The sequence below is a fragment of the Rhizobium sp. P43 genome (assembly GCF_056730705.1).
Map to the genome: position 1 here is coordinate 987757 of NZ_CM161539.1, position 23031 is coordinate 1010787.

37 protein-coding genes are annotated in these 23031 nt (G+C 61.0%); 32 read left to right on the forward strand and 5 right to left on the reverse strand.

Translation table 11 applies throughout. The features are described from left to right. Window positions 1-39: 39 nt before the first annotated feature. From AC1PUL_RS04765 to AC1PUL_RS04780, 4 genes are all read right to left on the reverse strand, one after another. Window positions 40-1229 (reverse strand): IS3 family transposase gene (locus tag AC1PUL_RS04765; RefSeq protein ID WP_480465857.1). Its coding sequence is split into 2 segments (ribosomal slippage): window positions 40-980 and window positions 980-1229, totalling 1191 coding nucleotides; the frame shifts between segments, so codons are not numbered across the junction. Between the two features lie 61 nt (window positions 1230-1290). Next, the gene (locus tag AC1PUL_RS04770; RefSeq protein ID WP_480466867.1) at window positions 1291-2319 is read right to left on the reverse strand and encodes a DUF6538 domain-containing protein; all 1029 of its coding nucleotides are present in this window, start codon (window positions 2317-2319) and stop codon (window positions 1291-1293) included. 461 nt (window positions 2320-2780) lie between these two features. Beyond that, complete coding sequence (locus AC1PUL_RS04775) at window positions 2781-3182, reverse strand: hypothetical protein (protein WP_480466868.1); 402 nt, start codon at window positions 3180-3182, stop codon at window positions 2781-2783. A gap of 31 nt (window positions 3183-3213) precedes the next feature. Further along, window positions 3214-3918, reverse strand: a complete 705-nt coding sequence (locus AC1PUL_RS04780; RefSeq protein WP_480466869.1) for an XRE family transcriptional regulator — start codon at window positions 3916-3918, stop codon at window positions 3214-3216. Between the two features lie 168 nt (window positions 3919-4086). Here AC1PUL_RS04780 and AC1PUL_RS04785 point away from each other — a divergent pair, with 168 nt between their 5' ends. From AC1PUL_RS04785 to AC1PUL_RS04880, 20 genes are all read left to right on the forward strand, one after another. Continuing rightward, window positions 4087-4359 carry a helix-turn-helix domain-containing protein gene (locus AC1PUL_RS04785; RefSeq protein WP_444559155.1) on the forward strand — a complete coding sequence of 91 codons (273 nt, stop codon included), beginning with the start codon at window positions 4087-4089 and terminating at the stop codon, window positions 4357-4359. A gap of 282 nt (window positions 4360-4641) precedes the next feature. Beyond that, window positions 4642-4983 (forward strand): hypothetical protein, encoded by a 342-nt coding sequence (locus AC1PUL_RS04790; RefSeq protein WP_480466870.1) that lies wholly within the window; start codon window positions 4642-4644, stop codon window positions 4981-4983. Continuing rightward, complete coding sequence (locus AC1PUL_RS04795) at window positions 4983-5789, forward strand: ParB/RepB/Spo0J family partition protein (protein ID WP_480466871.1); 807 nt, start codon at window positions 4983-4985, stop codon at window positions 5787-5789. The genes AC1PUL_RS04790 and AC1PUL_RS04795 overlap by 1 nt, the downstream gene beginning before the upstream one ends. Window positions 5790-5794: 5 nt before the next feature. After that, window positions 5795-6250, forward strand: a complete 456-nt coding sequence (locus tag AC1PUL_RS04800; protein WP_480466872.1) for a hypothetical protein — start codon at window positions 5795-5797, stop codon at window positions 6248-6250. Next, window positions 6250-6453, forward strand: coding sequence for a hypothetical protein (locus AC1PUL_RS04805; RefSeq protein WP_480466873.1), 204 nt, complete (start codon window positions 6250-6252; stop codon window positions 6451-6453). The genes AC1PUL_RS04800 and AC1PUL_RS04805 overlap by 1 nt, the downstream gene beginning before the upstream one ends. Next, window positions 6450-8438, forward strand: coding sequence for a transposase domain-containing protein (locus AC1PUL_RS04810; RefSeq protein ID WP_480466874.1), 1989 nt, complete (start codon window positions 6450-6452; stop codon window positions 8436-8438). The genes AC1PUL_RS04805 and AC1PUL_RS04810 overlap by 4 nt, the downstream gene beginning before the upstream one ends. Window positions 8439-8485: 47 nt before the next feature. Continuing rightward, a complete protein-coding gene (locus AC1PUL_RS04815) occupies window positions 8486-9106 on the forward strand; it encodes a TniB family NTP-binding protein (RefSeq protein ID WP_480466875.1) in 621 nt (206 codons plus the stop codon). After that, on the forward strand, window positions 9099-9509 hold the full coding sequence (locus tag AC1PUL_RS04820) for a TniB family NTP-binding protein (RefSeq protein ID WP_480468491.1): 411 nt from the start codon (window positions 9099-9101) through the stop codon (window positions 9507-9509). The genes AC1PUL_RS04815 and AC1PUL_RS04820 overlap by 8 nt, the downstream gene beginning before the upstream one ends. Further along, complete coding sequence (locus tag AC1PUL_RS04825; protein ID WP_480466876.1) at window positions 9506-9760, forward strand: hypothetical protein; 255 nt, start codon at window positions 9506-9508, stop codon at window positions 9758-9760. The genes AC1PUL_RS04820 and AC1PUL_RS04825 overlap by 4 nt, the downstream gene beginning before the upstream one ends. Next, the gene (locus tag AC1PUL_RS04830; protein ID WP_480466877.1) at window positions 9757-10080 is read left to right on the forward strand and encodes a hypothetical protein; all 324 of its coding nucleotides are present in this window, start codon (window positions 9757-9759) and stop codon (window positions 10078-10080) included. Before AC1PUL_RS04825 ends, AC1PUL_RS04830 begins: the two co-directional genes overlap by 4 nt. After that, window positions 10077-10355 (forward strand): hypothetical protein, encoded by a 279-nt coding sequence (locus AC1PUL_RS04835; protein WP_480466878.1) that lies wholly within the window; start codon window positions 10077-10079, stop codon window positions 10353-10355. The genes AC1PUL_RS04830 and AC1PUL_RS04835 overlap by 4 nt, the downstream gene beginning before the upstream one ends. A gap of 1 nt (window position 10356) precedes the next feature. Further along, window positions 10357-11010 carry a DUF3164 family protein gene (locus AC1PUL_RS04840; RefSeq protein WP_480466879.1) on the forward strand — a complete coding sequence of 218 codons (654 nt, stop codon included), beginning with the start codon at window positions 10357-10359 and terminating at the stop codon, window positions 11008-11010. Window positions 11011-11021: 11 nt separating this feature from the next. Further along, window positions 11022-11318: a hypothetical protein gene (locus tag AC1PUL_RS04845; RefSeq protein ID WP_480466880.1), complete on the forward strand. Its 297-nt coding sequence runs from the start codon at window positions 11022-11024 to the stop codon at window positions 11316-11318. After that, a complete protein-coding gene (locus AC1PUL_RS04850) occupies window positions 11315-11473 on the forward strand; it encodes a hypothetical protein (protein ID WP_480466881.1) in 159 nt (52 codons plus the stop codon). The genes AC1PUL_RS04845 and AC1PUL_RS04850 overlap by 4 nt, the downstream gene beginning before the upstream one ends. Next, window positions 11470-11706, forward strand: a complete 237-nt coding sequence (locus AC1PUL_RS04855; RefSeq protein ID WP_480466882.1) for a hypothetical protein — start codon at window positions 11470-11472, stop codon at window positions 11704-11706. Before AC1PUL_RS04850 ends, AC1PUL_RS04855 begins: the two co-directional genes overlap by 4 nt. Continuing rightward, window positions 11703-11897 carry a hypothetical protein gene (locus tag AC1PUL_RS04860; protein WP_480466883.1) on the forward strand — a complete coding sequence of 65 codons (195 nt, stop codon included), beginning with the start codon at window positions 11703-11705 and terminating at the stop codon, window positions 11895-11897. Before AC1PUL_RS04855 ends, AC1PUL_RS04860 begins: the two co-directional genes overlap by 4 nt. Then, window positions 11894-12139, forward strand: a complete 246-nt coding sequence (locus AC1PUL_RS04865) for a hypothetical protein (RefSeq protein WP_480466884.1) — start codon at window positions 11894-11896, stop codon at window positions 12137-12139. The genes AC1PUL_RS04860 and AC1PUL_RS04865 overlap by 4 nt, the downstream gene beginning before the upstream one ends. After that, window positions 12136-12783, forward strand: a complete 648-nt coding sequence (locus tag AC1PUL_RS04870; RefSeq protein ID WP_480466885.1) for a regulatory protein GemA — start codon at window positions 12136-12138, stop codon at window positions 12781-12783. The genes AC1PUL_RS04865 and AC1PUL_RS04870 overlap by 4 nt, the downstream gene beginning before the upstream one ends. Before the next feature lie 35 nt (window positions 12784-12818). Further along, window positions 12819-13100 (forward strand): helix-turn-helix domain-containing protein, encoded by a 282-nt coding sequence (locus AC1PUL_RS04875; protein WP_480466886.1) that lies wholly within the window; start codon window positions 12819-12821, stop codon window positions 13098-13100. Then, window positions 13100-13828, forward strand: a complete 729-nt coding sequence (locus AC1PUL_RS04880) for an SAM-dependent DNA methyltransferase (protein ID WP_480466887.1) — start codon at window positions 13100-13102, stop codon at window positions 13826-13828. The genes AC1PUL_RS04875 and AC1PUL_RS04880 overlap by 1 nt, the downstream gene beginning before the upstream one ends. A 5-nt stretch (window positions 13829-13833) precedes the next feature. On the opposite strand, the gene AC1PUL_RS04885 is transcribed toward AC1PUL_RS04880, so the two are convergent. Further along, on the reverse strand, window positions 13834-14385 hold the full coding sequence (locus AC1PUL_RS04885) for a hypothetical protein (protein WP_480466888.1): 552 nt from the start codon (window positions 14383-14385) through the stop codon (window positions 13834-13836). Window positions 14386-14693: 308 nt separating this feature from the next. Here AC1PUL_RS04885 and AC1PUL_RS04890 point away from each other — a divergent pair, with 308 nt between their 5' ends. The 12 genes from AC1PUL_RS04890 to AC1PUL_RS04945 all read left to right on the forward strand — a co-directional run bounded on the left by AC1PUL_RS04890 (window position 14694) and on the right by AC1PUL_RS04945 (window position 23010). After that, on the forward strand, window positions 14694-15131 hold the full coding sequence (locus AC1PUL_RS04890) for an ASCH domain-containing protein (RefSeq protein WP_480466889.1): 438 nt from the start codon (window positions 14694-14696) through the stop codon (window positions 15129-15131). Next, entirely contained in the window at window positions 15131-15325 is a 195-nt protein-coding gene (locus AC1PUL_RS04895) for a hypothetical protein (protein ID WP_480466890.1), read from the forward strand. The genes AC1PUL_RS04890 and AC1PUL_RS04895 overlap by 1 nt, the downstream gene beginning before the upstream one ends. Then, entirely contained in the window at window positions 15322-15717 is a 396-nt protein-coding gene (locus tag AC1PUL_RS04900; RefSeq protein ID WP_480466891.1) for a hypothetical protein, read from the forward strand. The genes AC1PUL_RS04895 and AC1PUL_RS04900 overlap by 4 nt, the downstream gene beginning before the upstream one ends. Window positions 15718-15813: 96 nt before the next feature. Next, window positions 15814-16788: a glycoside hydrolase family protein gene (locus AC1PUL_RS04905; protein ID WP_480466892.1), complete on the forward strand. Its 975-nt coding sequence runs from the start codon at window positions 15814-15816 to the stop codon at window positions 16786-16788. A 1-nt stretch (window position 16789) separates the two neighbouring features. Further along, the gene (locus AC1PUL_RS04910; RefSeq protein ID WP_480466893.1) at window positions 16790-17326 is read left to right on the forward strand and encodes a hypothetical protein; all 537 of its coding nucleotides are present in this window, start codon (window positions 16790-16792) and stop codon (window positions 17324-17326) included. After that, window positions 17316-17531 (forward strand): TraR/DksA C4-type zinc finger protein, encoded by a 216-nt coding sequence (locus tag AC1PUL_RS04915; RefSeq protein ID WP_480466894.1) that lies wholly within the window; start codon window positions 17316-17318, stop codon window positions 17529-17531. Before AC1PUL_RS04910 ends, AC1PUL_RS04915 begins: the two co-directional genes overlap by 11 nt. Beyond that, window positions 17528-17881, forward strand: a complete 354-nt coding sequence (locus AC1PUL_RS04920) for a DUF2730 family protein (protein ID WP_480466895.1) — start codon at window positions 17528-17530, stop codon at window positions 17879-17881. The genes AC1PUL_RS04915 and AC1PUL_RS04920 overlap by 4 nt, the downstream gene beginning before the upstream one ends. Before the next feature lie 11 nt (window positions 17882-17892). Beyond that, window positions 17893-18177, forward strand: a complete 285-nt coding sequence (locus AC1PUL_RS04925; protein ID WP_480466896.1) for a hypothetical protein — start codon at window positions 17893-17895, stop codon at window positions 18175-18177. A gap of 3 nt (window positions 18178-18180) precedes the next feature. Next, entirely contained in the window at window positions 18181-18735 is a 555-nt protein-coding gene (locus AC1PUL_RS04930; protein ID WP_480466897.1) for a phage protein Gp27 family protein, read from the forward strand. Beyond that, window positions 18735-20153: a phage terminase large subunit family protein gene (locus AC1PUL_RS04935; RefSeq protein ID WP_480466898.1), complete on the forward strand. Its 1419-nt coding sequence runs from the start codon at window positions 18735-18737 to the stop codon at window positions 20151-20153. The genes AC1PUL_RS04930 and AC1PUL_RS04935 overlap by 1 nt, the downstream gene beginning before the upstream one ends. Further along, on the forward strand, window positions 20147-21820 hold the full coding sequence (locus tag AC1PUL_RS04940) for a DUF935 domain-containing protein (RefSeq protein WP_480466899.1): 1674 nt from the start codon (window positions 20147-20149) through the stop codon (window positions 21818-21820). The genes AC1PUL_RS04935 and AC1PUL_RS04940 overlap by 7 nt, the downstream gene beginning before the upstream one ends. A gap of 2 nt (window positions 21821-21822) precedes the next feature. Beyond that, a complete protein-coding gene (locus AC1PUL_RS04945) occupies window positions 21823-23010 on the forward strand; it encodes a phage head morphogenesis protein (protein WP_480466900.1) in 1188 nt (395 codons plus the stop codon). Window positions 23011-23031 lie beyond the last annotated feature (21 nt).

The following is a 23031-nucleotide window of genomic DNA, read 5'->3' on the forward strand; positions in this document are numbered from 1 at the left end:
TCTAATCTCCTTTGCTCATAGTGACCTTGCCCCCAAGTTTTATCCAGTTTTGAGTTCGCTCCGGCGGTTTTGTGTTGCTGTATTCGGGGCGGTAGCGGCGGGTTGCGGTGCGGAGCCATTCCGGCTGCGCAGCACCGCATCACGTCGCGGGTTGATGGTCTGGGCAAACTCGGTTGGCGTGAGCCAGCCGAGGGCTGAGTGTGGTCGATGATCGTTGTAGTCGCTACGCCAGCTTGAGAGCGCCGATCGGGCATGGTTCAATGACGAGAAGAGCGTCTCGTTCAGGAGTTCATCCCGCAGTCGGCCATTGAAGCTTTCGATGAAGGCGTTCTGGATCGGCTTACCCGGCGCGATGTAGTGCCATTCCACCTTGACCTGGTCCGTCCATTGCAGGATCGCGTTGCTGGTGAACTCGCTACCATTGTCGCTGACAATCATCTTCGGCTTACCGCGCTCCTTGATGATCCGGTCCAGTTCACGAGCAACGCGCAGACCGGAAAGGGATGTGTCGGCGACAAGACCCAGGCATTCCCTGGTGCAATCATCGACAATCGTCAGCACCCGGAACCTGCGGCCATCGGTGAGTTGATCCGACACAAAGTCCAGCGACCAGCGATCATTGGCCGTCATCGGGACCAGCATCGGTGCACGTGTGCCGATCGCTCGCTTGCGGCCGCCGCGCTTGCGCACCGTCAGCTTCTCCTCCCGATACAGCCGGAAGAGTTTCTTGTGGTTCACATGGTGCCCCTCGCGTTTGAGCAGCACGTGGATGCGTCTATAGCCAAAGCGGCGGCGTTCATGCGCCAATGCTTTCATTCGCTCGCGAAGACGATCATCGTCGCTGCGCCTGGTTTCGTAACGGACCGTCATTCGGCAAAAGCCGCTGGCTTTACACGCCCGCCGTTCGCTCATCTGGTGGTGATCCATCAGATGCACGACAGCTTTCCGCCTTGCTGCGGGCGTCACCACTTCTTTCCCAACAGGTCCTTCAAAGCTGCATTGTCGAGCATCGCGTCCGCCAGAAGCCGCTTCAGCTTCGCGTTCTCGTCCTCCAATGTCTTCAACCTCTTGGCTTCGGACACGTCCATGCCGCCGAATTTGGCCTTCCATTTATAGATGCTGGCATCGCTCACGCCGTGCTTGCGGCAAAGCTCTGAGACCGGCGTGCCTGCCTCGTGCTCCTTCAGTATCCCTATAATCTGTTCGTCCGTGAAACGGTTGCGCTTCATTCTCTGGTCCTCTCAATAGGCCAGAGCTTACTTCAAAATGGATTAGTTCAGCGGGGCAAGGTCAGTTCGTATATGCCCCACGCTCCCCGTCGTTGTTCTTCTTGGTCTGCCTTACTCCGAGACCGGAGAAAAAATTCTCGCTGGCATGGTGGTTCTGTTTCGCCCACTCGAAGAGCTCGTGGTAGGTTTGCAGGTACTTGTTGATTGTCGCAACCTGGATAACCTCGACCCCCTGCATATTGAGAACGTCGGCGAGGGGCTTGCCTCGCGTGAGCGGGTTCTTGGACCGATTGCGCGGATAAGCTAGCAGGGTGTCCTTGACCCGCTTGGCATCCATGGCGGTTAGCGTACGAACATCCGTATCGCCGCCTAAGATCTCCTCTAGGAGTTTGATGTGGTCAGCCTTCTCGATAACGGTCTTCTCTGCCCAAGCTTTGCCTCTCTGGCGTTCTGCGCTGTAGGCGGTCGCTACTTCGGCTACGGTCATGCCAGAGGTCTGCGCCGCTTGGGTCGGCGCTGAGAACGTCTGCTGTGGATCGTCACCAAGGTCATACCGCGTCAGCGACTTGTTGTAAGCAAGAACCGCTTTGGCGAACTCGTGGAATGATAGCTTCATTTCCCGTTCGAGCCAGCCGTACTGTGTGCTGCCCGGTTGGATGTCTAGGTCGTATTCATTGATGAAGCGGGCCAACAACTCGTCGTCAGATTTCACGAGAGAGAGCGGAGTATCGGTTTTCTTTGCATGCTTCGCTACGCGCTTGCTGGTCTCGTAGGCTTGCCGGTCCATCTCGTTCAGAGGGCCGGTATCATCCATTTCTTTTTTCGCCTGATTCAGCAAACGCCGGAAATGCTCGGTCAACGCGTTTCTAATTTCCTCGTACCGCATTCCGCACGCAATTCCGTATTCATTCCATTGTTCGCCTATGTGGCTCAGAGAACGGGACAAGCGCAATGCTTTTCGTGGGTCACGGGTCTGTAGAGATAGCTTGAGTGTCGAAGCTTTTTTCTGTGGATGCAGCTGCTTTGGTATGGGCCAACGCAGATAGAAGATGCCGCATCGAGACTTCACGAGATAGGCCGGATTGAACAAACCAATGTTCCCCTTGGATGTCTCCCCAAGAAAATCCGTCTTTGTTGTTTGACACCTAGTTCTGCAGTTAACCGGGAATAACTGGGAAAAGGCGGGAACTGGTGAAAAGCGCCGAGAAAACAGGCCGATAGGCGCGACCAGGTGAGGCGAAAACAGCCGATCGGTTTGACGCGAGGTTTTGCAGCCCCTGCGGCAAAAATGATGCGAACGGTACGATCCGAGATCTCTGCACCGGCTGTTTCAAAAAAGGGGCTCTCGATTTCAAGAGAGCTTCAAAACCCCGCAAAACCGGGCTTTTGAAGAGTTCGGAGCCTCGGGGCGTACGCACTTTTCGCCCTGGCACACCGGCGCAATTCCAATTTTAAGTTTCCGGTCTGCCGGAAAGTTAGATCAAGCCATTGTTACGAAAAGAAAAAAGCCCCTTTGATGGGGCTTTCTAAGTTTCCGGCTATCAGGCGTAGTTAGCCGTGGGCACTGGTCCATCCTGGCTTGGCCGAACGAGGTCCATGCATGACGGCTGCGAGTGCGGAAGTGAGGCGGTGGGGGTCGCGAAGTTCAAACATGAGTTCGGCGAGTGCATCCTCCTTGTCGAGCGACTTTGCTTCCTCGCCGGCCTTCGCCGCGTCCGGGTCTACGAGCTTGAGTGCCTCCCAATATCGCCAGGCATTCGGGCACGCGCGACCGGCGAGAGCCTTGCCTTTGCCAAGCAGGAAGAGGGCTGCGATGGCAGGCAAAGTCAGCAGTGCCGACGACACTCCCCAGACGATTGGGTTGCGGTTCCAGCGACGCGCGAGCGCAGCGCCGAACAGTCCGAACGTCGCCATCGAGTAAACATACCAGAACCAGAGCTGGTCACTTTCCATTGTCAAAACCTCGGTTGTATCCGTCTCTCTCTTAAACCGCTCGCATAACATAGACAACGCGGCCATGGACGTGGAGCCGCTTCAGATGGTTCCGCGAGATCCTGATCGGCGGGTATTGCGGCCCGTCGGCATCCGAGATCAGAGTGACGCCTGCCGGGTCGTTCTGTAGACGCTTGACGAAGAGATCGTCGTCGAGCTGGGCCACGTAGATCTGACCGCTGCGAGGCGTCGTGTCGTTTACATCGACGAGCAGCAGCGAGCCGTCAGGGATCGTCGGGAACATGCTGTCGCCCCGAGCCCAAAGCATCGCCAGGCCGTTCGGACGCAGTCCGAGGCTGTCGAGCAAATCCAGACCAAGCGTCAGTTCGCTTTGAGGGTCGCCAGAGAAGGCGAAGCCACCTGGGCCGGCCGATGCCCGGATGTCGAACAGCGGCAAATGGGCGACTTCCGGCAAACTGACCGGGTTTGGTCTCTGTTCCTGAAGCCCTTGGGTCGCCAGTAGATTTTGCACGCCGACCATCTCCGGCTTCGCGATCTTGGGACCATCTCCGGTGATGAGCCAGTTCAGGTTTACGCCGGTGACCTCGGCAATCTTCTGCAAGCCCTCCGGCTTTGGACGGGTACCAATCAGCCAGTTTCCGATTGTACGCCGAGGGATGTCCGTGGCCTTCGCCAAGGCCTTCAGACCGCCGACCAGTTCACTTGCTTCCCTGATCCGTTCTTCAATTCCGGACATGCGACCTCACGTGGTGGCCAAAAATGGTGACTTCCCGCTTGACAGGTCACCAGATTTGGCTACTTTCAATCTCAGCGTAACGCATCGGCGACCAAACCCAGCGATACGCACTCGCGTCTTAACCAGCGACAAAAAGCGGCCGAAGCCGCTGAAAGCCGAGGAATGAATATGACCGACCCCAAGCGGACCTGGGATCAGCACTCGATCAAGGCGGAACTTCACCGCCGTGGCATGACCCTCAGCGGCCTGGCGCAGTTGAAGGGCATCAACCCGAACAACTTTCGCGCCGTCTGGTCGCGTCCCAACCGCAAAGCGGAAGCGGCCATCGCCGAATTTCTTCAGGTGCCGGAGAAGGAGCTCTTCCCGGACCGGTATCCGATCAAGAAGGGGAGGATCCTTTCCCCAGAGTATCAGGCGGCAATCGAGAAGGCTGCTGCCTGATGGCACGGACGGCGGGAGCGCTCTGGCCTTTGACGTCCGCAGATGCGGCAGAAGGCGGGCTCAACCACTCCTCCCGGCCGTCGTTCCCGGCCGTCCGTGTTGCCTTGAACTAAACTCCATTTGACCGAGTCTCACAATGACGAAACGGCCTTCCAAAATCGACACGCGAAATCCTCTAGCCCCTGCTTTCCCGGCTCGGGACGCAAGTCCAGATGTCTTGATCGCGACGGTTGTGACGCTCGCCCTTTTCGGTGCTGCTCTCGCGGTGGCGGGGGTGATGCTTTGAACGCCTTTGATCTCGATCTCGGCCATGTGGAAGCGGCCTGCTTTGCGGCAGTCTCAGAATACTTCCCGCATCTCTCTCTTCGCGACGTCATCGCGCCACCTCACCAGTGGTTTGATGCCGCACTCGCTCGGCAGATCGCGCTGCATCTGATGGTGCGCCAGTTCAACCTGCCAAAGCGCCGTGTCGTCGAGATGCAGCAACGCTCCCGCGAAGCCATCAACCGCGCCTTGCGCACGATCGACGAGCGTCTGGCCGACCGACCGTTTGCCGCAAGCTACGGCGCCATGGCCGAGCGGGCACACATCCTTTTGATCCACCGCATTGAAGAGGCAGCGTGATGGCCGAACTCAAATCCATTTCCATCTCCGACATCCATATCGGCGATCGTTTGCGCGAGATCGACGAGGATCACGCCCAGGCCATCGCGTTGTCAATCGGCGAGATCGGCTTGCAGTCACCCATCCAGGTGCGCCCGACACCTGCCCAGAAGGGCGGTAAGTTCACTCTGGTTGCCGGAGGGCATCGCCTTCGCGGCTGCCAGATCGCGGGGCTAACCGAGATCGATGCCTTCGTGGTCAAGGCCGACGGCCGGCAGGCGCAGCTCCTTGAGATTGCTGAGAACCTCTTCCGCAATGATCTCTCCATTATCGACCGGGCCATCTTCGTCCAGCAGTACCGCGCGCTTTGGGAAGATGAGCATGGCGAGATCAAGCGCGGCGGTGATCAGAAATCAAAGGGCAACGGTTGCCCTTTGATCGAGGGGAGCTTTTCTGAGCACGTGGCTGATCGCTTGGGTGTGTCGGTCCGATCGGCCAAAAACCTCGACAACATTGCAAGGCGTCTCCACCCAGAGCTTCGATCGGCGCTTCGGCATACACAGGTTGCCGATCAGACAACCATGCTCCTGAAGCTCGCGAAGATGGAGCCGGCCATGCAGCGCCGTGCAGCGATTGCCTATCGCGACCTGGGCGACATCAAACAGGCGCTGACGCTGATCAGCGACAAGCGGCCTGTCGAGAAAAGCGCCGACGAAATCCTTTTCGAAAAGCTCGTTGACCTTTGGTCGCGCTCGAACGCGAGCGTCAAAGCGAGCTTCCTTTCCCACATCGGTCTCTCAGACGAGACCACCCAGGCTGCGGAGTGACCCCCATGAGCCGCAATCCCGACCAGCTCGACTTCTTCATGCAATCCACCTTTCCGATCCGGACGAAGGTGACGACGATCGATCTCGACCGGTTTCGCTCCCGGATCAAGCGGGCCATGGCGAAGGCGGTTCGCGAGTGCCCGTATGACCGCACCGAAATTGCTGCACGCATGGCCCGGTATCTCAGCCAGAAGGTCACGAAATCTGCGGTCGATTCCTACACGGCCGAAAGCAAGGTCAGCCACGACATCAGCCTCGTGCGCTTCAAGGCATTCGTTCACGCAACCGGCGCCGTCTGGCTTTGGGATGAACTGGTCTGTGACGACGGGCTGACCGTGCTCGATGGCGAAGAAACCAAGCTGGCAGAGATCGCCTACTGGCAGCAGGAGCAGGAGAACATCCGCGCCAAGCTGAAAGCCCTCAAGTCAGTGCCGGTGCAGGTGCGGGAGCGCGCTCGCTGATGTCGAAGGTGTCCCTCAAAAGCCAGATCGCAGCCGTGCGCAGTGTCGCCGAAGGGGAATTCCCCATCGTCGCCAGCAGCAACCAGAAGCGCGACTTGCTACGGGACCATCTCAAGGCCGCTCACGCCACCCTTCGGTGGCTGGAGCAGAACGAGGCTGCGATCCGCAGTTTTATCGAGCGTCAACGGGGAGGCGCAGCGTGAAGAAAGAATGGTTCACCCTTGCCGAGATTGCGGCTTCGGCACTGCCGGAGTTGCCGAGGGGCAAATCGGCTTTGAGCGAGCTGGCGGCTCGCGAGGGATGGCGTTACCAGCCAGGCAAAGTCCGCAAGCTTGACCGACGCGGCGGCGGCTTCGAATACCACATCAGTCTTCTGCCCGGTGCAGCCCAGGTGAAGATTGCCGCGATCCATGGCGCACCGGCCAATGACGACACGGACGCTGTTGCCGAGGTTCGGGAAAAGCTGTGGGCGCGTTTCGAAGCCTTGCCTGCCAAGCATAAAGGCATCGCTGAAGCCCATTTGAAGGCCGTTCAGGACTTCATGCGGATGTGTGCCGAGGGAATGTCGACACAGGTTGCCGCCGCGATCATCGCCCAGCGGGAAGGTGTGTCGGTCCGCACCGTCTACTACTGGCAAGAGACAGTCGTTCTTCATCCGCGCACCGACTGGCTGGCAGCGCTCGCACCCTCTTACGGCAGCGTGAAAGGGTGGGCTGATTGCCACCCGCAGATCTGGGACTGCATCAAGTCTGATTTCCTGCGGCCGGAGAAACCGAGCTTTTCGGCCTGCTATCGGCGGGTGAAGGCAGCGGCCGAGCAGCATGGCTGGACGCCGCTGCCATCGGAACGTGCTCTTCGCCGCCGCCTCGATTCCGAGGTTCCTGAGGCCGTCCAGGTGCTTGCCCGCTCCGGCAAGGACAAGGCGAAGACGCTCTTCCCGGCTCAGCGCCGTACCCGCGACCATCTGCATGCGATGGAAGCCGTCAACATGGACGGCCACAAGTTCGACGTCTTCGTGAAGATGCCCGACGGGACTGTGACGCGCCTCTATCTGATTGCGCTCCAGGATCTCTATTCGGGCAAGTTCGTCGCCTGGCGTCTGTCCGACAGCGAGAACAAGGAGACCACCCGCCTGGTCATCGGTGATATGATCGAGCGCTATGGCATCCCAGAGCGGATTACGCTCGATAACGGCCGGGCCTTTGCTTCGAAGTGGATTACGGGCGGTGCCGCCAACCGCTATCGATTCAAGGTTCGGGACGAGGATCCGCAAGGCCTTCTGACCACGCTCGGCGTCGAGCTGCAGTTCACGAAGCCCTATTCCGGCCAGTCCAAGCCGATCGAGCGCGCCTTCAAGGATCTCACCGATGACGTCGCGCGCCACCCGTTTTGCGCCGGCGCATATACCGGAAACAAGCCGGATGCGAAGCCCGAGAACTATGCGAGCCGTGCCATCCCGCTTGAAGATTTCCGGCGGCATGTCGACAGTCTCATGGCCGAGCACAATGCACGGCCTGGCCGCAAGGGCGGCAACTGTAACGGTCGTAGCTTCGACGAAACCTTCAGCCAGTCCATGGAAGCGCCCGACACGATCGTGCGCCAGCCGACCGCTGCACAACGCGCTCTCTGGCTTCTGGCCTCCGAGGGGATCAAAGCGCGCAAGGGCAATGGCGAGATCCACATCTATGGCAACCGTTACTGGTCCAAGGAACTTACGGCCTATGCCGGGAAGTCAGTCATCATCCGGTTCGATCCGGAGCACCTGACGCGGGATCTCAGGGTCTACGACCTCAACAATCAGCTGATCTGCTCGGCACCCTGCATAGCCGACACCGGCTTCCACGATGCGGAGGCCGCTCGCCTGCACGAGAAGGCACGCTCCGGCTACCAGAAGGCGGTGAAGGCCGAGAAGGACGCCCATGCTGCGCTCTCGGCACAGCAGCTCGCCGAGATCTACTCCAAGGGCAAGCCGGAAGCACCGGCCACGCCCGTGGCTATCAGACCCAAGATTTCACGGATCTTCACAGGCTCTGCAGCGGCAAAGGTCGAGGCGGTGTCGGAGGAGAGTTTCGAAAACAGTTTTGGCCGCGCCATGTCGCTTCTTGGCGGTGCGGACATCCTTGAGTTCCCGCGAGGGAATGAGCCGGTAAGTACTGCGTACGGTTCCAAAAAGAAGGGCGGGAAGTGATCCCGCCCCATCGGCCACAAGGCCAGCATAGCTGAGGAACCAAATACATGAACGACATTCAAAGCACAAGCGCGGGGTGGGAGCGGCCTTTGTCAGGTCCGTCGATCATCCCTGGACGGGTTCAAGACGATATCGACGCGTGGTCAAACCTCGTCGACCGTGTCCGCGAGGTCGCGATCCGTCGCGGCTGGAACAAGGCAGAAACTGCTCGCCGCTCCGGCATGGCGAGCGGCACCTTCTCACAATGGTACTCGGGCACCTATGCCGGTCGCCTTGATCGCCAGAACGACATCATCGGCAAATGGCTGGACGCGCTCGAAGATCAGGCTGAGCTTGCAGCGACAATTCCGACCGGGCCGAGCTTCCTGCGGCTTAAGACATCGGAGGAGATCATCCAGACACTGCGCTGGTCACAGCTATGCCCGGATCTGGTGGTCATCACTGCCGCCTCCGGTCTGGGCAAGACCGAGGCCTGCAGGCACTATCATCGGACAGTCCCTCACACGCACATGGTGACCATGAGCCCGCACACCAAGACGGTGCACGGGATGCTGGTTGCTTTGGTGAGTGCTCTCGGGATCCAGCAGCACAACCCCGCTCGCTACGTCGAGGCGATCGGACAGCGGCTCGAGTTCGAGCGGCAGCAACACGTTGCTGATCGTGGATGAGGCCCAGAACCTCGTCGATGACGCCGTCAATCAGCTGCGCCACTTCGTCGATAACAACCGCTGCGGTGTCGCCCTCGTTGGCAACGAAGAGATCTACGCCCGCTTCACCAAGAAGTCGGACGGGCCGAGCTATGCTCAGCTGAAACGTCGCATCGGCAAGCGTTTGAAGCGCAACAAGCCATATACCTCTGATCTCTCCGCCTACATCGAGGCGTGGGGCGTGACCGAACCGGAGGCTGCGAAGTTTCTCACTGGCGTCGGCATGAAAGGCGGCGCTCTCGGCCAGATCGACAAGACCATGAAGCTTGCCAGCATGCTGGCGCTGGGCAGTGGCCACGAGCAGGTGACGCTTGCCCATATCCGCGAAGCCTGGAGCAACCGCGATGTCGAGGACATGGCATGACCCAGCTCTCCCACGAACTTTTGATGATCTCCATGGAGCTGGAGAAGGAGCGCCCCGAGGTTTCCGAGAGGATCAAGCTGCTCTCAGGCTTGGCCTGGTCGCAGGAAATGGAGCTGCAGGCGCACCGGCTGCTTGAAGCCAGCCGCCAGGGCAATCGCTTCGTCGCCCAGCTTGCAGCCGGCGTCGAGGCCCTTGCGGATGAGGACAGCAATGTTGTCCGCCCGGATTTCGGGAAAGGAGGTCGCTCATGAGCAGCTTACCTCTCGTTTCCGATCTGGTCGGTGCCGTGATCAAGTCCTTCCGCCCGTTTGAAGACAGCGGAATGGAGCTGAACCCTCAGGCCGTTACCACGATCATCCGCAATCTGCGCACGATCCAGGAGATTGCTCGTGATTACGAGCAGGAGGCCGGGATCCAGATCGAGCTGGCCCGGATTGATGCCGGGCGCCAGGCATCCCGCGACCAGCGGTTTGCCGATCGTGTCGATTCCCAGCTTGGCGGCAATGTCTACCGCCTGCCGACCAGGCTGCGCGTCATCGAGCACGGTCCGGATGGGGGTGATGCGGCATGACACAGTCCATCAGCCTCATGGCCCGCATCGAACTTCCGATCGCCGATCTGATCGCGGCGGTCGGCCCCGAGATCTACGCCAGAGCCAATGCGCGCCCGACCCTTCGGACGCGCACCGACAGGCAGGCAGAAGCCCGCGCCGTCGATCAGGTGATTGCCGCCTTTGAGCGGCTTGAACGGGTGACCAATACGGTGGGCGAAAGCGAAGCCCGCCGAAACCTCATGAACGCAATCAGCGGACTTAGAACCGTCCGCGTCAAATCCCGGAGCAAGTGAGATGGAAGCAGTCATTTTGGAAGAAAAGCCGGAGGACGGCGTGACCATCATGAACGGGCGCCCGTTCATGACCGATGCAAAAGGCCGGCTGGTGCCGCTGGCGAACGTCTCGGCCCAGGACAAGCTGGAAGACGAAACCGTTCGCAAGATCATTGGCCACGCCAAGGCGCTGAATGCCCAGATCGCCCGCTTTCGGGATCACACCGTCGGCGACATGAACAGCTTCGACGCGCTGCTGGCGCAGGAATACGGCGTGTTCAAGGGCGGCCGGAAGGGCAACAAGACCTATCACAGCTTCGACGGACTGATGCGCGTCACGCTGCAGGTTCAGGATCAGATCACCTTCGGACCGCAGCTGCAGATCGCGAAAACGCTGATCGACGAATGCCTCAACGAATGGTCGGCCGACAGCCGGCCGGAGATCCAGGCGATCGTCACCCGCGCCTTCAACACCGACCAGGAAGGCAAGATCAACAGGAGCGAGCTGTTCATGCTGCTCCGCCTCGACATCCCAGACGAGCGCTGGAACCGGGCCATGGATGCGATCCGTGCCTCCATGCGGGTCACCGGCTCGAAGGAATATGTCCGTTTTCATTTCCGCGAAACGGTCGAGGGCCGATGGATGCCCATCACGATCGACCTTGCCAACGCCTGAAGGAGGCACCGATGCAGAGCAAGATCATGGATATCGTGAAGCTCATCGAAGGCGGCCTGCAAGCGCTTCCGCCCTATGTCGATGATCGGGGCGTCAAAGCCTGGGAGGACAGCTTCGCCAGCCGTCGCAAGGCCTCACGCCAAGTAATGCTGGATGCGATCGAGCAGGCAGGCAGCGGCAAATACACGGGCGATATAGGCAATCACCGCCTGGAGATCGCCGGGGTCGCTGTTGCTGACCGCAATGCCTATGAGCAGCTCATGAGCGGTTGGCTTGATGCGGCAAAGCGCGTGGCAGGTGCCGCATGACCAAGAAATCCCGCACCGACAAGCGCTCGAAGTCCGGCGCGCAGACGCCTTGCCCGCACTGCGGCAAGCTGCTGCGCGGCGCCAAGGGCATGAAGATGCACATGGCCGAGCAGCATTCAGACAAGGCCGCACCGGCTCAGGTAGGTGCGGCATGATCGCGGCTGTCCGAACACTGGTCGCCCAGAACAACTGCCCGATCTGCGGCAGCGCGGTAACCAGCGGCGGCGGCGGCGTCGCCTTCGCCTCTGCCAGCTTTGCCTGCGGCGCCGAGCTGCAGACAGCCAATGGCCAGATCGTCATCAGTACAGCCTGCCCGTCGCCAAGCTATGTGGCCGTGCGGGCTCTCAACGAGCTGGTCCGCGCAACGGCCGAGGCAGGTGCGGCATGACCGAACTGACCCGCCGGGAGCGCATCCGCGCCATCCTCATCGCCGAATTCAAAGGCGATGGCCATGAGCTGTTCGAGCACGAGGGCGAGACCTATGCGCGCCTGGTCGAGAACACGAAGCGCGGCGCCGTCGTGCTCGCCGAGTTCAACCTCGACACGCTGGCCAGCCAGATCGATAGGAGGCTCGGATGAACAAGGCGCGCCGCCGCACTCAGCCGCTCGGGCAACGCACTGTCACCGACTGGACGCCTAAGAAGGCCCACACGTTCGCAATGAAGCGCGTAAAAGAGATCGAGCTTCTCCTTCAGGAGATCAGCTACACCTATGACCAGATCTTTCAGCCGGTTGCCTACGAATGCGATCAGCTGATCGAGAGCCTGAAGCTGATCCGCGAGGAAATCGACAACGCTCTTGAGATCGAGGCACAGCCATGACCTCCTCGATCGCCGCCATCCACTCCCTCTCGAAAAAGCTCGGTCTGGACGAGGATACGCGTCGGGCCAAGATGACCGTGATCACGGGCAAAAGTTCGACCAAGGAGATGACCGAGGAAGAACGGCAGCGCGTGGTTGTCGCGCTGAAGGCTGAAGCCGGGCAGACGCCGCCAAAGGCATCGGCGGTGAAGGGGCTGACGGGCAAGTTTGCCAAGAAACTGCAGGCCCTCTGGATTGCCGGCTACAACCTCGGCGTCGTCAAGGATCGCCGGGATGCTGCACTGCTCGCCTTCGTCAAGCGCCAGACCGGTCTCGATCACACTCGATTTCTGCACCATGCCGACGACGGTCGCGCCGCGATCGAGGCGCTCAAGGGCTGGCTGAAGCGCGAAGCCGGCGTCGGCTTTGGCAACAACAACGGATACGAGTGGCTGCAGCGCGACGGTGCGAAGATCGCCTGGGCGCAGTGGCGCATTCTTCATCCAGGCGCTGGCCTCATCCGGCGCGAGGGCTTCGACCAGGAGGCCATCCGGCTTTCCGGCCGGGAAGATGCGCAGGTGCTGAGCCACCTGGTGGACCGCGACTGGCAGCGGGTGATGAATGTTCTTGGCGAACGCGTGCGCGCCGCGAAAGGCGGTGCGTGATGGCTCGCCTTCTTTGCTCTCATTGCGGCCAGCCCATGGGCGACTTCTCCGGCATCGACGTTGCGGGTTTGACGCGTACTGAGCTGTCTCTTCTGGAAGCGCTGGTCAAAGCGAGACACAAGCTCACGCCGCTCTCCACCTTAACGGATCTGATTTATTGTGATCGTCCTGATGGTGGGCCAGAGGATGCGGAAAACGTGGTCCGCCAGATGATCCGTCGCTTGCGCAGCAAGCTCGAAGAGAAGGGCTGGTCTGTTGAGGTCAGGTGGGGCGTTGGATATCGGCTGATCCGCCTCGACGGAAAGGCGGTGGCGTGATGACCTCTGTCCACGTCATGAACCAACGCCACCAGGCGGCTGATAGCCTGGACTACTTCCCTACACCGCCCTGGGCGACCCGCGCCATGCTGCACGAGGTGCTGATACCCCGGCAGAACGTCTTGTTTCCGATCGCCGAGATGACAGCGCTCGACCCGTGCTGCGGCGGTGGCCATATGGTCGTGCCTTTGCGTGAGGTGTTCCGTCAGGTCGAGTTCTCCGATGTCCATGATTGGGGCTTCAATCCGCCGATCCGCGACTTCACCTTCGAGAGCCGCGCGAGCCTTGAGGCCGACGGCCGGATCGTGCCTGACTGGCTCTTCATCAACCCGCCTTTCAACATCGCTCAAAGCTTCTTCGACACGGCTTTGAGGATCGCTCGAAAGGGTGTGGCCTTCTTTGTTCGCGTCTCCTGGCTTTCCGGCCAGGAGCGCTACCACCTGATCTATCGCGACACGCCACCATCCTATGTCGTGCATTTCGCCGAGCGTGTCTCGCTGATGGAAGGCGTATGGGATCCCGAGCTGTCGAGTGCCACCGACTATGTGTGGCTCGCCTGGGTGGACGGCGTGCCGCCGCAGCCGCCGATCTGGCTTAGGCCCGGCATGGAACAAACCTACACGAAGCTTTCCGACATGGTGCTCGCCACACCAGGCGAGGCTGCACGCCGGCTGAAGCGGAAGAAGGAAGAGGCCGCGCGGCTTGCGGCAGAGAGGGCAGGTGCGTGATGAGCTTACTTAGCGCCAACAAGTTCGCAGCGCCTTCTGTAGGGTTCTCCCCCAAAGTGCAGCCAGTTTGCAGCTACGCTGTGGAACCACGGCAGCACCAGATGCTCTTTGTTGAGATCGAACGCACCGGTAGAAGCAAGAGCTTGATTGTAAGCCTTTGCGTCAAGTGCGTGGTAGACGGGCGGTTCGTCGGCAGCGATCTGCAGGGCTTCTCCACGCCACCGTGCGCAATCGTCGGCAGTCGGTATGGTCATGGCCTCGATCGATGCCAGAAGCCGATAGTATTCTTTCTGCAGGGTTTGATGGCGGCTAGCTCTGCCACTGAAATCATAGACGAGCTGAGCGGCCCCGATGACGGCGGTCAACATAGCTGGCCATTCAGGCCCGATACCCAGAACACTCAGAACGTCGGAAGCGGCGGTCGCTCCAAGTACGACCACCAAAAAATTGAAACGGCGGCTCCAGCTTTCAAGCACCCTCTGTCGTGCACTGTGGTAGATCGCGTTCTTGAGAGCGTTCACCCTTATGAGTTGGTACTCGAACGGGTCAGCAGACATTTCTACTCCTTCTTTTTTGGCTCCGCAGGTGCCGGCTTCGACGACGTAGGCGGTGAAGCAATCAGGCTGTTTCTGTCTGGAGTGCGCGGGTTCGCGCTCAGGATTTCAGTCGGCGAGTCCGGTCGGGTCGTCACAATACCCAAGGACATCTTCAATTCTTCTTCAGCCATAAAGTTCGTCTCCAGATGGTTGCTGCATTTGGGGATGATCGGGGCTGCAGGGCGGTGGTACGCCCTGCAGCCCAACCACTATAGCTGGTTTCAGCCATTGTTCCAGCGACCCCTTCTCACCGCGAAGGAGATCGTGTGATGGTTGCCTACGGCTTCAAGAAATACTTCGCGCCGCAGATCGAGGACGGCAGCAAGGGCCACACCATCCGGGGGCATCGCCGCCGGCATGCGCATGTCGGCGAGCCGGTGCAGCTCTTCACCGGGATGCGCACCCGCCATTGCCGGAAGATCATCCCGGATCCGGTCTGCATCGCCGTGCTGCCGATCACAATCATGTCTTCGGATCTGATCGAGGCGGGCATTGCCTATATCGAGGTGGATGGAACACCGCTGCACCGGGACGAGATCGAGGCCTTTGCCATTTCTGACGGTTTCGACCCGGCCCGGCTCACGGGGCTGGCACCGTCCAGGCTGATCGGGGCGACGGCTCGCGAGACCATGGGCCGCTTCTGGGCTACTGAGAACCCCGGCTCGATCTTCCAGGGCGTGATCATCCGCTGGGAGGCTCGCTACTGATGGCCCGCGCGCTGCCGCTTTTCGACGCCATGGAGCTGGACAGGATCCGGCGCAAGCGCATCGAGCTGCAGTGCAAACTCGCGCGTGGGGGTGTGGATGTCCGCACGCGCATTCACCGGGAAGAAGAGCTGCGCAAGCTCACCGCCCGCCAGATCGAGATCGAGCAGCGGCTCGGGATCGGAGGCCGGTCATGACCAGCCTGCCAGGAATCCTCGCCGATATCGCAGACATTGCCGGCGTAGACGTTGCCTACGAGATCGCGCGCAGCCATGGTGGAACCCGTGTCTCCATCCCGCCGCGTGCGGTGCAAGGCCACTGGCTGACGGAGCTTGTGGGCTTCGAGACGGCCGACAAGATCTGCCAGGGGCTTGCCACGCTCGATCCCGATGGCAAGCTGCGCGGCGTTCAAAACGAAGTCATCCCGCGCGGCCCGGCCTCTATCCTCAGGGCCGCCCGGCGCCGGGCACAGGAAGCGTTGGATGGCGGCATGAGCACGCGCGAGGCTGCGCGCGCCTCAGGCTTGCATGAACGCACGATTTGGCGCATGAAAGCCAAGGAAGACGACGGCCAGGGCAGTCTCTTCTGAACCTGCTGACAGCTGTCAGCCCTGCAAATCCCCCACTGATTGCATAGTCGCTCCAGATCACCGGCCATCCGGCCGTTCGCGTTTCTGGAGCCCATCATGACAAGATCCGTGAGCCCGAAAGGGCGAAAGTTCCTCTACGCTCACGAGGGCGTGGTGACGAAAGCCTATCGCTGCCCGGCCGGGATCTGGACGATCGGTGCGGGCCTTACGACGGCCTCGGGTGTCGTCACGGTCAAGCCGGGCATGGTGATCACGGAAGCCGAGAACGACCGCCTCGTGGATCTCGCGCTGAAGCGAAACTATCTGCCGCGCGTTCTGAAGGCTTTGGGCGAAAGCTGCAGCCAGCATGCGCTCGATGCCGGCACGAGCTTCGATTACAACACGGGCAAGATCCACTCCGCCTCCTGGGTCAAGTCCTTCCTTGCCAACAACCCGATCGACACCCGCCGCCGCTTGCTGATGTGGAACAAGGGCAACGGCAAGGTTCTGCCCGGCCTGACGCGCCGCCGTGGCGAGGAGGCGACCCTGCTTCTCGAAGGACGGTTCCCGGCCGAGATCGAGCGCTCCGTTGTCGGGCTCCAGCAGGCCAAGCCCGGCGCTTTTGCATCCATCGTGGTCTCTCTGACGACGGCGGAAATCGAAGAGGCCAAGGAGGCGCTTGTGAAGCTGGGATACAATGCCGGCGCGCCGACCGGCGCCATCGATCGCGCTGCCGTCGAGCAGTTCCAGAAGGCGCATGACCTTACCGTTGACGGCAAGGTCGGCATGGCCACGCTTGCAACCCTTCAGCGGGAACTCGACGCCCGCTCGAAGGCGGCTCAAGGCTCTGTCGCAACAGCCGGAGGCGCGGGTGTTGCCGGCGGTGACCAGGTGGCCTCAGCCGTCACCGGGCCGGCGCCTGTCGATCCCACGGCCGTGGCCTCCGATCAGCTCGCCACGGTGGTCGGCCTCGGCTTAGCAGCCGTCGCCGTCGTCTATCTCGCCTGGCAGGCCTACCGGTACCGTGACGTTATCGCCGCGCGCATCGGCGACAAGGCTCCCCGTCTCACCGCTTTTCTCCGGAGCTTCTGACATGTCCGCGATCGCATCCATTGTCCTCGCCTCGGCTGCCAAAGTCGGCGCACCTATCGTGAAGGCCATCCTGGAAAAGCATGTCGGGGGATTGCCCGGAACCTTGGCCGGCACCGTTGTCGATCATGTCGCTGAGCGTATCGGTGTTCCGCCGGAGGAACTGCCGATGCAGGATCCCAAACTGATCGAGAACGCAGTCCGCGATGTCGAGGCAGCCGGGCCCGAGGTCATTGCGCTCTATGAGGCGGGGCTGAAGGGGCAGTTCGAGCTGCTACAGGCCGAGCTTCAGGAGGGCTTCTGGCAGAGCGCCTGGCGCTGGGGCTGGATGTATCTGCTCGCCTTCCTCTGGGTCTGCGCCTTCCTGCTTTTCCCGGTGCTGAAGGCCTTTGGCATTGCGCTCGACCCGATCGACAGCGCCACCCTGATGACGCTCACCGGTTGGTTCATCAGCCTCTACATGGGCGGCCATACCGTGAAGGAAATCGGCCGTCAGGCGGTTGAGGCGGTCAAGACCTGGCGGGGTCCGAATGTACAGTGATTTCGACCGCGAGATCGGCGAAGAGCGCGTCGAGCAGGAGCGCCAGGCGAAGATCGATGCTGCCCGCGCGGCGCTGCAGAGGCACGGTCGCGAGGTCTGCGAGTGCGGCGCCACGATTTCGGCTGCGCGCCGCGCCGTCTACCCATCCGCCACACGTTGCCTGGAATGCCAGGAGATTGCCGAGAAGGAAGCCTATCTCAGATGACCCCAGCCGAAATCTCTCAATATCTCGGGCTGGCGCTCGCAATCATCGCCCTTCTCGGTCACGCCAAGGGCTACTTTTCCTCGGGTGAGAAACAGCTTTCCAAGGATGTGGCAGCCCTCAGGAAAGAGGTTGAAGAGTGTCAGGACGAGCTGGTCGGCCAGGCGCGGCGGATCCAAACGATCGAAGGCGAAATGAAGCATCTGCCCGACCGAGAAGCGCAACACCGTATGGAACTGCAGCTTGCCGAGATGAATGGCAAGTTCGCTGCCCTTGAGGAGCGGCTGCGGCCGATCGCGCAGGTCAGCATCCGCCTTCAGGAATTCATGCTGGAGCAGGCTAACAGGTCATGACGAGGATTTCGATGGAAGAGGAAGCGCGGCTGGCCATCCTTAAGGAGCTGGCCAAAGAGGACAACAAGGCGATGTCGTCTGCCCGTATGCAGGGTTTCCTCCTGACGGGTTTCCTGATTGACAAGCCACGCGAGTGGGTCGAGGCGCAGTACCAGTACCTAAAGGATATGGGCGCGGTGTCTGTTGTGTCGCGCGACACCGTCAAGATTGCCCGCCTCGAGGCGCGTGGGCAACATCATCTCTCTGGCCTCCTCAACATCCCCGGCGTCATGCCGACCAGCGCACGGCCGGAGTGAACCATGGCGGGGCGTGGGCGTCTTTCCAATCTTGATCTTTTGCCGGAAGAAGCGCGCGACGATGTCCTCTGGGCAATCGGCGAGCTGAACAAGCGCGAACGCACGCAAGCCGATATCCACTTCGAACTGAATGATCGGCTCGAAGCCAAAGGTATCGAGACGATCTCACGCTCGGCGTTTAACCGCAAAGCGATGCGGCTAGCAAAGAGATCGATGCAGCTGGAGGAGCGCCGTCACATCTATGCCGGCATTGCCGAGCGATTGACGCCGGAAGAGATCGGAAATGCGGATCTCGTTCTCGGCGAGTTCCTGAAGACACTGCTGGACGAATTGCTCGATGAGGACGGTATCGGCACCAAGGGCGCGATGGAGTTGGCCCGTGCCTACAAGGATACGGTCATGGCACAGCGGCATTCGGCCGAGCTGCAGGAGAAGGCAGAGGCCAGAGCCAATGCGAAGCTGAAAAAGGCCGTCACCGACGTCACCGACGTGGTCCGCAAAGCCGGCGTCTCTGAAGAAACCATGCAAGAGATCAACCGTCGCCTGGGCATCGTCTGATGGGCCGCGCCTTAATCATCCCGGAAAATCCGAAGGCGATCTTTCTGCCCTATCAGAGCCGTTGGATCACCGACCTTTCGCGTCTGAAGCTTATGGAGAAGGGCCGACAGATCGGTCTCTCATGGTCAACAGCCTATGCCACGGTTTCCCGCACATCGCTGATGTCGGCCCGTCACGATCAGTGGGTGTCATCCCGAGACGATATTCAGGCGCGCCTCTTCCTGGAAGACTGCAAGCTGTGGTCGGGCAATCTAGAGCTTGCTGCTCGCGACATGGGCGAAATTGCCCTGGACGAAGAGGGCAGACATACCGCCTACACCCTGCGCTTTGCCAATGGCAAACGGATCAATTCGATGTCGTCGAACCCGGATGCGCAGGCCGGCAAGCGCGGCGGTCGCGTCCTCGACGAATTCGCACTGCATCCCGATCCCCGCAAGCTCTGGGCCATTGCCTATCCCGGCATCACCTGGGGCGGATCGATGGAGGTGATTTCCACCCATCGCGGCAGCCAGAACTTCTTCAACGGTCTCGTCCGCGAGGCACGGGAAAAAGGCAACCCGAAAAAGATAAGCCTGCATCGAGTCACACTGGAAGACGCCTTGAACGACGGCTTCCTATACAAGCTGCAGCAATCTCTTCCCGATGACGATGAACGCCAGGAGATGACCGAGGCCCAGTACTTCGACTGGGTCAAATCCGGCTGCGCCGATGAGGAGAGCTTCTTTCAGGAATACATGTGCCAGCCCGCCGACGATGACGCGGCATTCCTGGAATACGACCTGATCGCGGCCAATGAGTATCCCGAGCGGATGAACTGGCAGGAGATCCAGGGACGTAACCTCTATGCCGGTGTGGACATCGGTCGAAAGCACGATCTGACCGTTCTCTGGATTGTCGAGGTCCTGGGCGATGTGGTCTACACGCGGCACATCGAAACCATGAAGAACATGAGCAAGCCGAACCAGGAGAAGATCCTCTGGCCCTGGCTTGAGAAGTGCGTGCGCACCTGCATCGACGCCACAGGCCTCGGTATTGGCTGGGCAGACGATGCCCAGGCGAAGTTTGGGAGCTACGCTGTCGAGGCGGTCACCTTCACGCCCAAGGTCAAGGAAGCGCTTGCCTATCCTGTCCGGTCACACATGGAAGAGCGCACGCTGCGAATACCTTATGACAGGGAAATCCGCGCGGACCTTCGATCGGTAACCAAACAGGTAACCGCCTCAGGAAATGTCAGGTTCACCGCCGAACGTACACCGGATGGACATGCCGACCGCTTCTGGGCGCTTGCCCTGGCGCTTGAAGCCGCGAAGGGCTCTCACGGTGAATATGCATATCAGTCCGTCAAGGATCAGGCCCGCGACAGTCGCAGAGCGGCCGATGACGATGACGACACAGACTTCGGGAGACGGCATTGGTAGAGCGCAAATCACCTATCCTCGGACCGGACGGCAATCCGATCGTCATCCGCACGCTCTCGCAGGAAGTCGCGACACCGACGATCGCGGGCGTGCGCCGCACCCATGAAGAACGGGTCGCGGCCGGCCTGACGCCGGAGCGGCTCGGCACCATCCTGCGTGACGCGGCCGAGGGCAATGCCCGGTCGTATCTGACGCTAGCGGAAGAGATGGAGGAGAGATATCTGCATTACGCGTCGCAGCTCCAGACCCGGCGTCTGGCGATCGAGAGCATCGATTTCACGATCGAGGCCGATGATGTCGATTCGAAGATCGTCGATGCGGTGACCGAGCTGATCCATGACGAAGGTTTCAAGGAGGCGCGCGGCCATCTGCCGGACGGGATCTCCAAGGGCTATGCCGTCGTCGAGATGATGTGGGAATACGAGCGCAAGGCGCTGCGGCCTGTCGAGTATGTCGATCGGGATCCGCGCTTCTTTCAGCTCGACCGGATGACGCTGCGAAACTTACGGCTTGCGGTCGATGGCTCGATCGAGGGCGAGCAGCTCCCGGAGGCGAAGTTCCTGCGGCATATGCCGCGCACCAAGCTCGGCCTGCCGCTGCGCCGTGGCATGGCCCGGCCTGCCGCCTGGGCCTATCTCATCCAGCAGTTCACGCTGCAGGATTGGGCGGCCTTCTCCGAGGTCTATGGCATGCCGCTTCGGGTCGGCAAATACAATGCGAGTGCAAGTCCAGCCGACAAGCGGACACTGCTGAAGGCCGTCGCCTCGATTGCCAATGATGCCGCCGCGATCATTCCCCAAGGCATGGATATCGAGTTCCATGAGGTCAATGGTGCGAATGGCGCTGCCGTCTTTTCCGGCCTGCTCGATTACATCGACAAGCAGATTTCGAAGCTGATCGTCGGGCAGACCATGACCAGCGACGACGGTTCGTCGCTCGGCCAGGCGAAGATCCACAACGAGGTGCGTCTCGATATCCTCAGGGCCGATTGCAAGCAGCTCGCGGCCACCATCAACCGCGACCTGATCAAGCCTTTCATCGATCTGAACTTCGGCCCGCAAGACAGATATCCGTTGGTCGAGCTGCCGGTTCCGGACCCGGAGGATGTCAAGGCGCTGGCCGACAGCCTCGGCGTGCTCGTGCCGCTCGGCTTCCGGGTGAAGCAGACGGAGATCCGCGAGAAGCTCGGCCTGTCTGACCCGGCCAAGGATGACGAGGTGCTTGTGCCTGTCCAGGCATCAACCACCGCGCCTGCGGCGCAGACGAAGCCGGAGGAGACGCCCGAGTCCAAGGCAAAGCTTGACCCACAGGCCGCAACGACCGAAGCAGCCGAGGACGTCAAGGCCAAGGTCGCGGCACTCTCCGCCATCGTATCCGACCACAAGCGTTCCTGCCGCTGCGGTGCCTGCACCTCGCTGCTCGCGGCGGAGGCCGGAGAGCCGGAGGCGCTTGACCAGGTCGAGGCGCTGTTTGCATCTGCGATGGATGATTGGGAGGCGATGGCGACCCCGATCATCGCGCCGATCGCCGAGATCATAGAGAAGGCCGGCAGTTTCGAAGAGGCTTCGAGCATGCTTGAAACCCGCTTTCCAGACGCTTCGAAACTGGCTGAGCGCCTCGGCCGCTTGACGGCGATTGCGCGCGGCGTCGGCGACATCGTGGACTGACGATGGCAGAACGCAAGAAATTCGCGGTTCCGGCCGAGGTCACCGACTACTTCGACGGCAAGACCTCCATGCCGGCTTTCTCCTGGGCCGATGTCTGGGCGGAGGAACATGCCTACACGTTCACAGTCGCCAAGGCCGTCGAGCTCGATGTGCTCGACGCCTTTCGATCGACGATCTCCACCGCGATCTCTGAGGGCCAGGGCTTCGAGAGCTGGAAGCCGATGATCGAGAAGGAGCTGACGAAGCTCGGCTGGTGGGGACCGCGCATGGTCTCCGATCCGACCGGCGCCCAGCCAGACCGCATGGTGAACTTCGCCAGCGATCGGCGGCTGAAGACGACGTTCTGGGCCAACATGAACACGGCGCGGGCTGCCGGCCAGTGGGAACGGGCGCAGCGCTCGAAACGGGTGCTGCCCTATGTGCTCTATGTGCGCACCACATCTGGTGATCCGCGCGTCGAGCATCTGCGATGGGTCGGCCTGATCCTGCCGATCGACGACCCCTTCTGGCGAACCCATTGGCCGCCGAACGGCTGGGGGTGCAAATGCCAGGTGCGGATGATCTCGGCCCGCGAGCGTGAGCGGCTGATGGGAACCGAGCGTGTCATCGGGCAGGATCTCGACGGCAACGACGTCAAGATCCGCTATACCGACCAGGCGCCTGATCTCGGGCCTGATATCCAGTATCGCAACCGGCGCACGGGCGAGATCTCCATGGTGCCGCCGGGGATCGATGCCGGCTGGCAGACCAACTCCGGACTGGCGCGCGCCTCGACGCTCATCCAGAACCTCGACACGAAGCTGGCGGTGGCCGCTCCGGAGGACGCCACCCGCGTGCTTCGGGATCTCTGGGCGGATCCTTATCTGAGGATTGCGCCGCGCCTTCCGCAGGCCTTCGCTCTGCCGGCAGGACACAATGCCGGCATTGCGGCCGAGCTTGGCGCGACATCGCCGGTCATCTCGATCACGGGCGAGGCGATCGGCACGCTGCTCGGCGCCGGGCTCGATATCGACGATCTCTCGGTTCTGCCCGATGTTCTGTCCTCGACGGCGGTGAAAAGCTTCCCGACCGACGAGCGTCCTGAGATCGAGATCATCGCGCGCCTGGGTTCGGTGATTTGGCGCAGCATTCTGCGCCTCGCCCAGGGTGGCCTTATGCGGATCGAACGGCTCGAACAGGGCAACGAGTAGGACGGCCACAGACGCGCTTAA

Coding starts and splice junctions, on each gene's coding strand:
- AC1PUL_RS04830 (WP_480466877.1), top strand. CDS start 9,757: ATGAGCAGCTTACCTCTCGTTTCCGATCTGGTCGGTGCCGTGATCAAG.
- AC1PUL_RS04840 (WP_480466879.1), top strand. CDS start 10,357: ATGGAAGCAGTCATTTTGGAAGAAAAGCCGGAGGACGGCGTGACCATC.
- AC1PUL_RS04780 (WP_480466869.1), bottom strand. CDS start 3,918: ATGTCCGGAATTGAAGAACGGATCAGGGAAGCAAGTGAACTGGTCGGC.
- AC1PUL_RS04865 (WP_480466884.1), top strand. CDS start 11,894: ATGAACAAGGCGCGCCGCCGCACTCAGCCGCTCGGGCAACGCACTGTC.
- AC1PUL_RS04875 (WP_480466886.1), top strand. CDS start 12,819: ATGGGCGACTTCTCCGGCATCGACGTTGCGGGTTTGACGCGTACTGAG.
- AC1PUL_RS04905 (WP_480466892.1), top strand. CDS start 15,814: ATGACAAGATCCGTGAGCCCGAAAGGGCGAAAGTTCCTCTACGCTCAC.
- AC1PUL_RS04800 (WP_480466872.1), top strand. CDS start 5,795: ATGAGCCGCAATCCCGACCAGCTCGACTTCTTCATGCAATCCACCTTT.
- AC1PUL_RS04775 (WP_480466868.1), bottom strand. CDS start 3,182: ATGGAAAGTGACCAGCTCTGGTTCTGGTATGTTTACTCGATGGCGACG.
- AC1PUL_RS04915 (WP_480466894.1), top strand. CDS start 17,316: ATGTACAGTGATTTCGACCGCGAGATCGGCGAAGAGCGCGTCGAGCAG.
- AC1PUL_RS04895 (WP_480466890.1), top strand. CDS start 15,131: ATGGCCCGCGCGCTGCCGCTTTTCGACGCCATGGAGCTGGACAGGATC.
- AC1PUL_RS04925 (WP_480466896.1), top strand. CDS start 17,893: ATGGAAGAGGAAGCGCGGCTGGCCATCCTTAAGGAGCTGGCCAAAGAG.
- AC1PUL_RS04930 (WP_480466897.1), top strand. CDS start 18,181: ATGGCGGGGCGTGGGCGTCTTTCCAATCTTGATCTTTTGCCGGAAGAA.
- AC1PUL_RS04880 (WP_480466887.1), top strand. CDS start 13,100: ATGACCTCTGTCCACGTCATGAACCAACGCCACCAGGCGGCTGATAGC.
- AC1PUL_RS04815 (WP_480466875.1), top strand. CDS start 8,486: ATGAACGACATTCAAAGCACAAGCGCGGGGTGGGAGCGGCCTTTGTCA.
- AC1PUL_RS04860 (WP_480466883.1), top strand. CDS start 11,703: ATGACCGAACTGACCCGCCGGGAGCGCATCCGCGCCATCCTCATCGCC.
- AC1PUL_RS04850 (WP_480466881.1), top strand. CDS start 11,315: ATGACCAAGAAATCCCGCACCGACAAGCGCTCGAAGTCCGGCGCGCAG.
- AC1PUL_RS04945 (WP_480466900.1), top strand. CDS start 21,823: ATGGCAGAACGCAAGAAATTCGCGGTTCCGGCCGAGGTCACCGACTAC.
- AC1PUL_RS04890 (WP_480466889.1), top strand. CDS start 14,694: ATGGTTGCCTACGGCTTCAAGAAATACTTCGCGCCGCAGATCGAGGAC.
- AC1PUL_RS04805 (WP_480466873.1), top strand. CDS start 6,250: ATGTCGAAGGTGTCCCTCAAAAGCCAGATCGCAGCCGTGCGCAGTGTC.
- AC1PUL_RS04920 (WP_480466895.1), top strand. CDS start 17,528: ATGACCCCAGCCGAAATCTCTCAATATCTCGGGCTGGCGCTCGCAATC.
- AC1PUL_RS04870 (WP_480466885.1), top strand. CDS start 12,136: ATGACCTCCTCGATCGCCGCCATCCACTCCCTCTCGAAAAAGCTCGGT.
- AC1PUL_RS04910 (WP_480466893.1), top strand. CDS start 16,790: ATGTCCGCGATCGCATCCATTGTCCTCGCCTCGGCTGCCAAAGTCGGC.
- AC1PUL_RS04785 (WP_444559155.1), top strand. CDS start 4,087: ATGACCGACCCCAAGCGGACCTGGGATCAGCACTCGATCAAGGCGGAA.
- AC1PUL_RS04835 (WP_480466878.1), top strand. CDS start 10,077: ATGACACAGTCCATCAGCCTCATGGCCCGCATCGAACTTCCGATCGCC.
- AC1PUL_RS04900 (WP_480466891.1), top strand. CDS start 15,322: ATGACCAGCCTGCCAGGAATCCTCGCCGATATCGCAGACATTGCCGGC.
- AC1PUL_RS04795 (WP_480466871.1), top strand. CDS start 4,983: ATGGCCGAACTCAAATCCATTTCCATCTCCGACATCCATATCGGCGAT.
- AC1PUL_RS04935 (WP_480466898.1), top strand. CDS start 18,735: ATGGGCCGCGCCTTAATCATCCCGGAAAATCCGAAGGCGATCTTTCTG.
- AC1PUL_RS04845 (WP_480466880.1), top strand. CDS start 11,022: ATGCAGAGCAAGATCATGGATATCGTGAAGCTCATCGAAGGCGGCCTG.
- AC1PUL_RS04885 (WP_480466888.1), bottom strand. CDS start 14,385: ATGTCTGCTGACCCGTTCGAGTACCAACTCATAAGGGTGAACGCTCTC.
- AC1PUL_RS04855 (WP_480466882.1), top strand. CDS start 11,470: ATGATCGCGGCTGTCCGAACACTGGTCGCCCAGAACAACTGCCCGATC.
- AC1PUL_RS04825 (WP_480466876.1), top strand. CDS start 9,506: ATGACCCAGCTCTCCCACGAACTTTTGATGATCTCCATGGAGCTGGAG.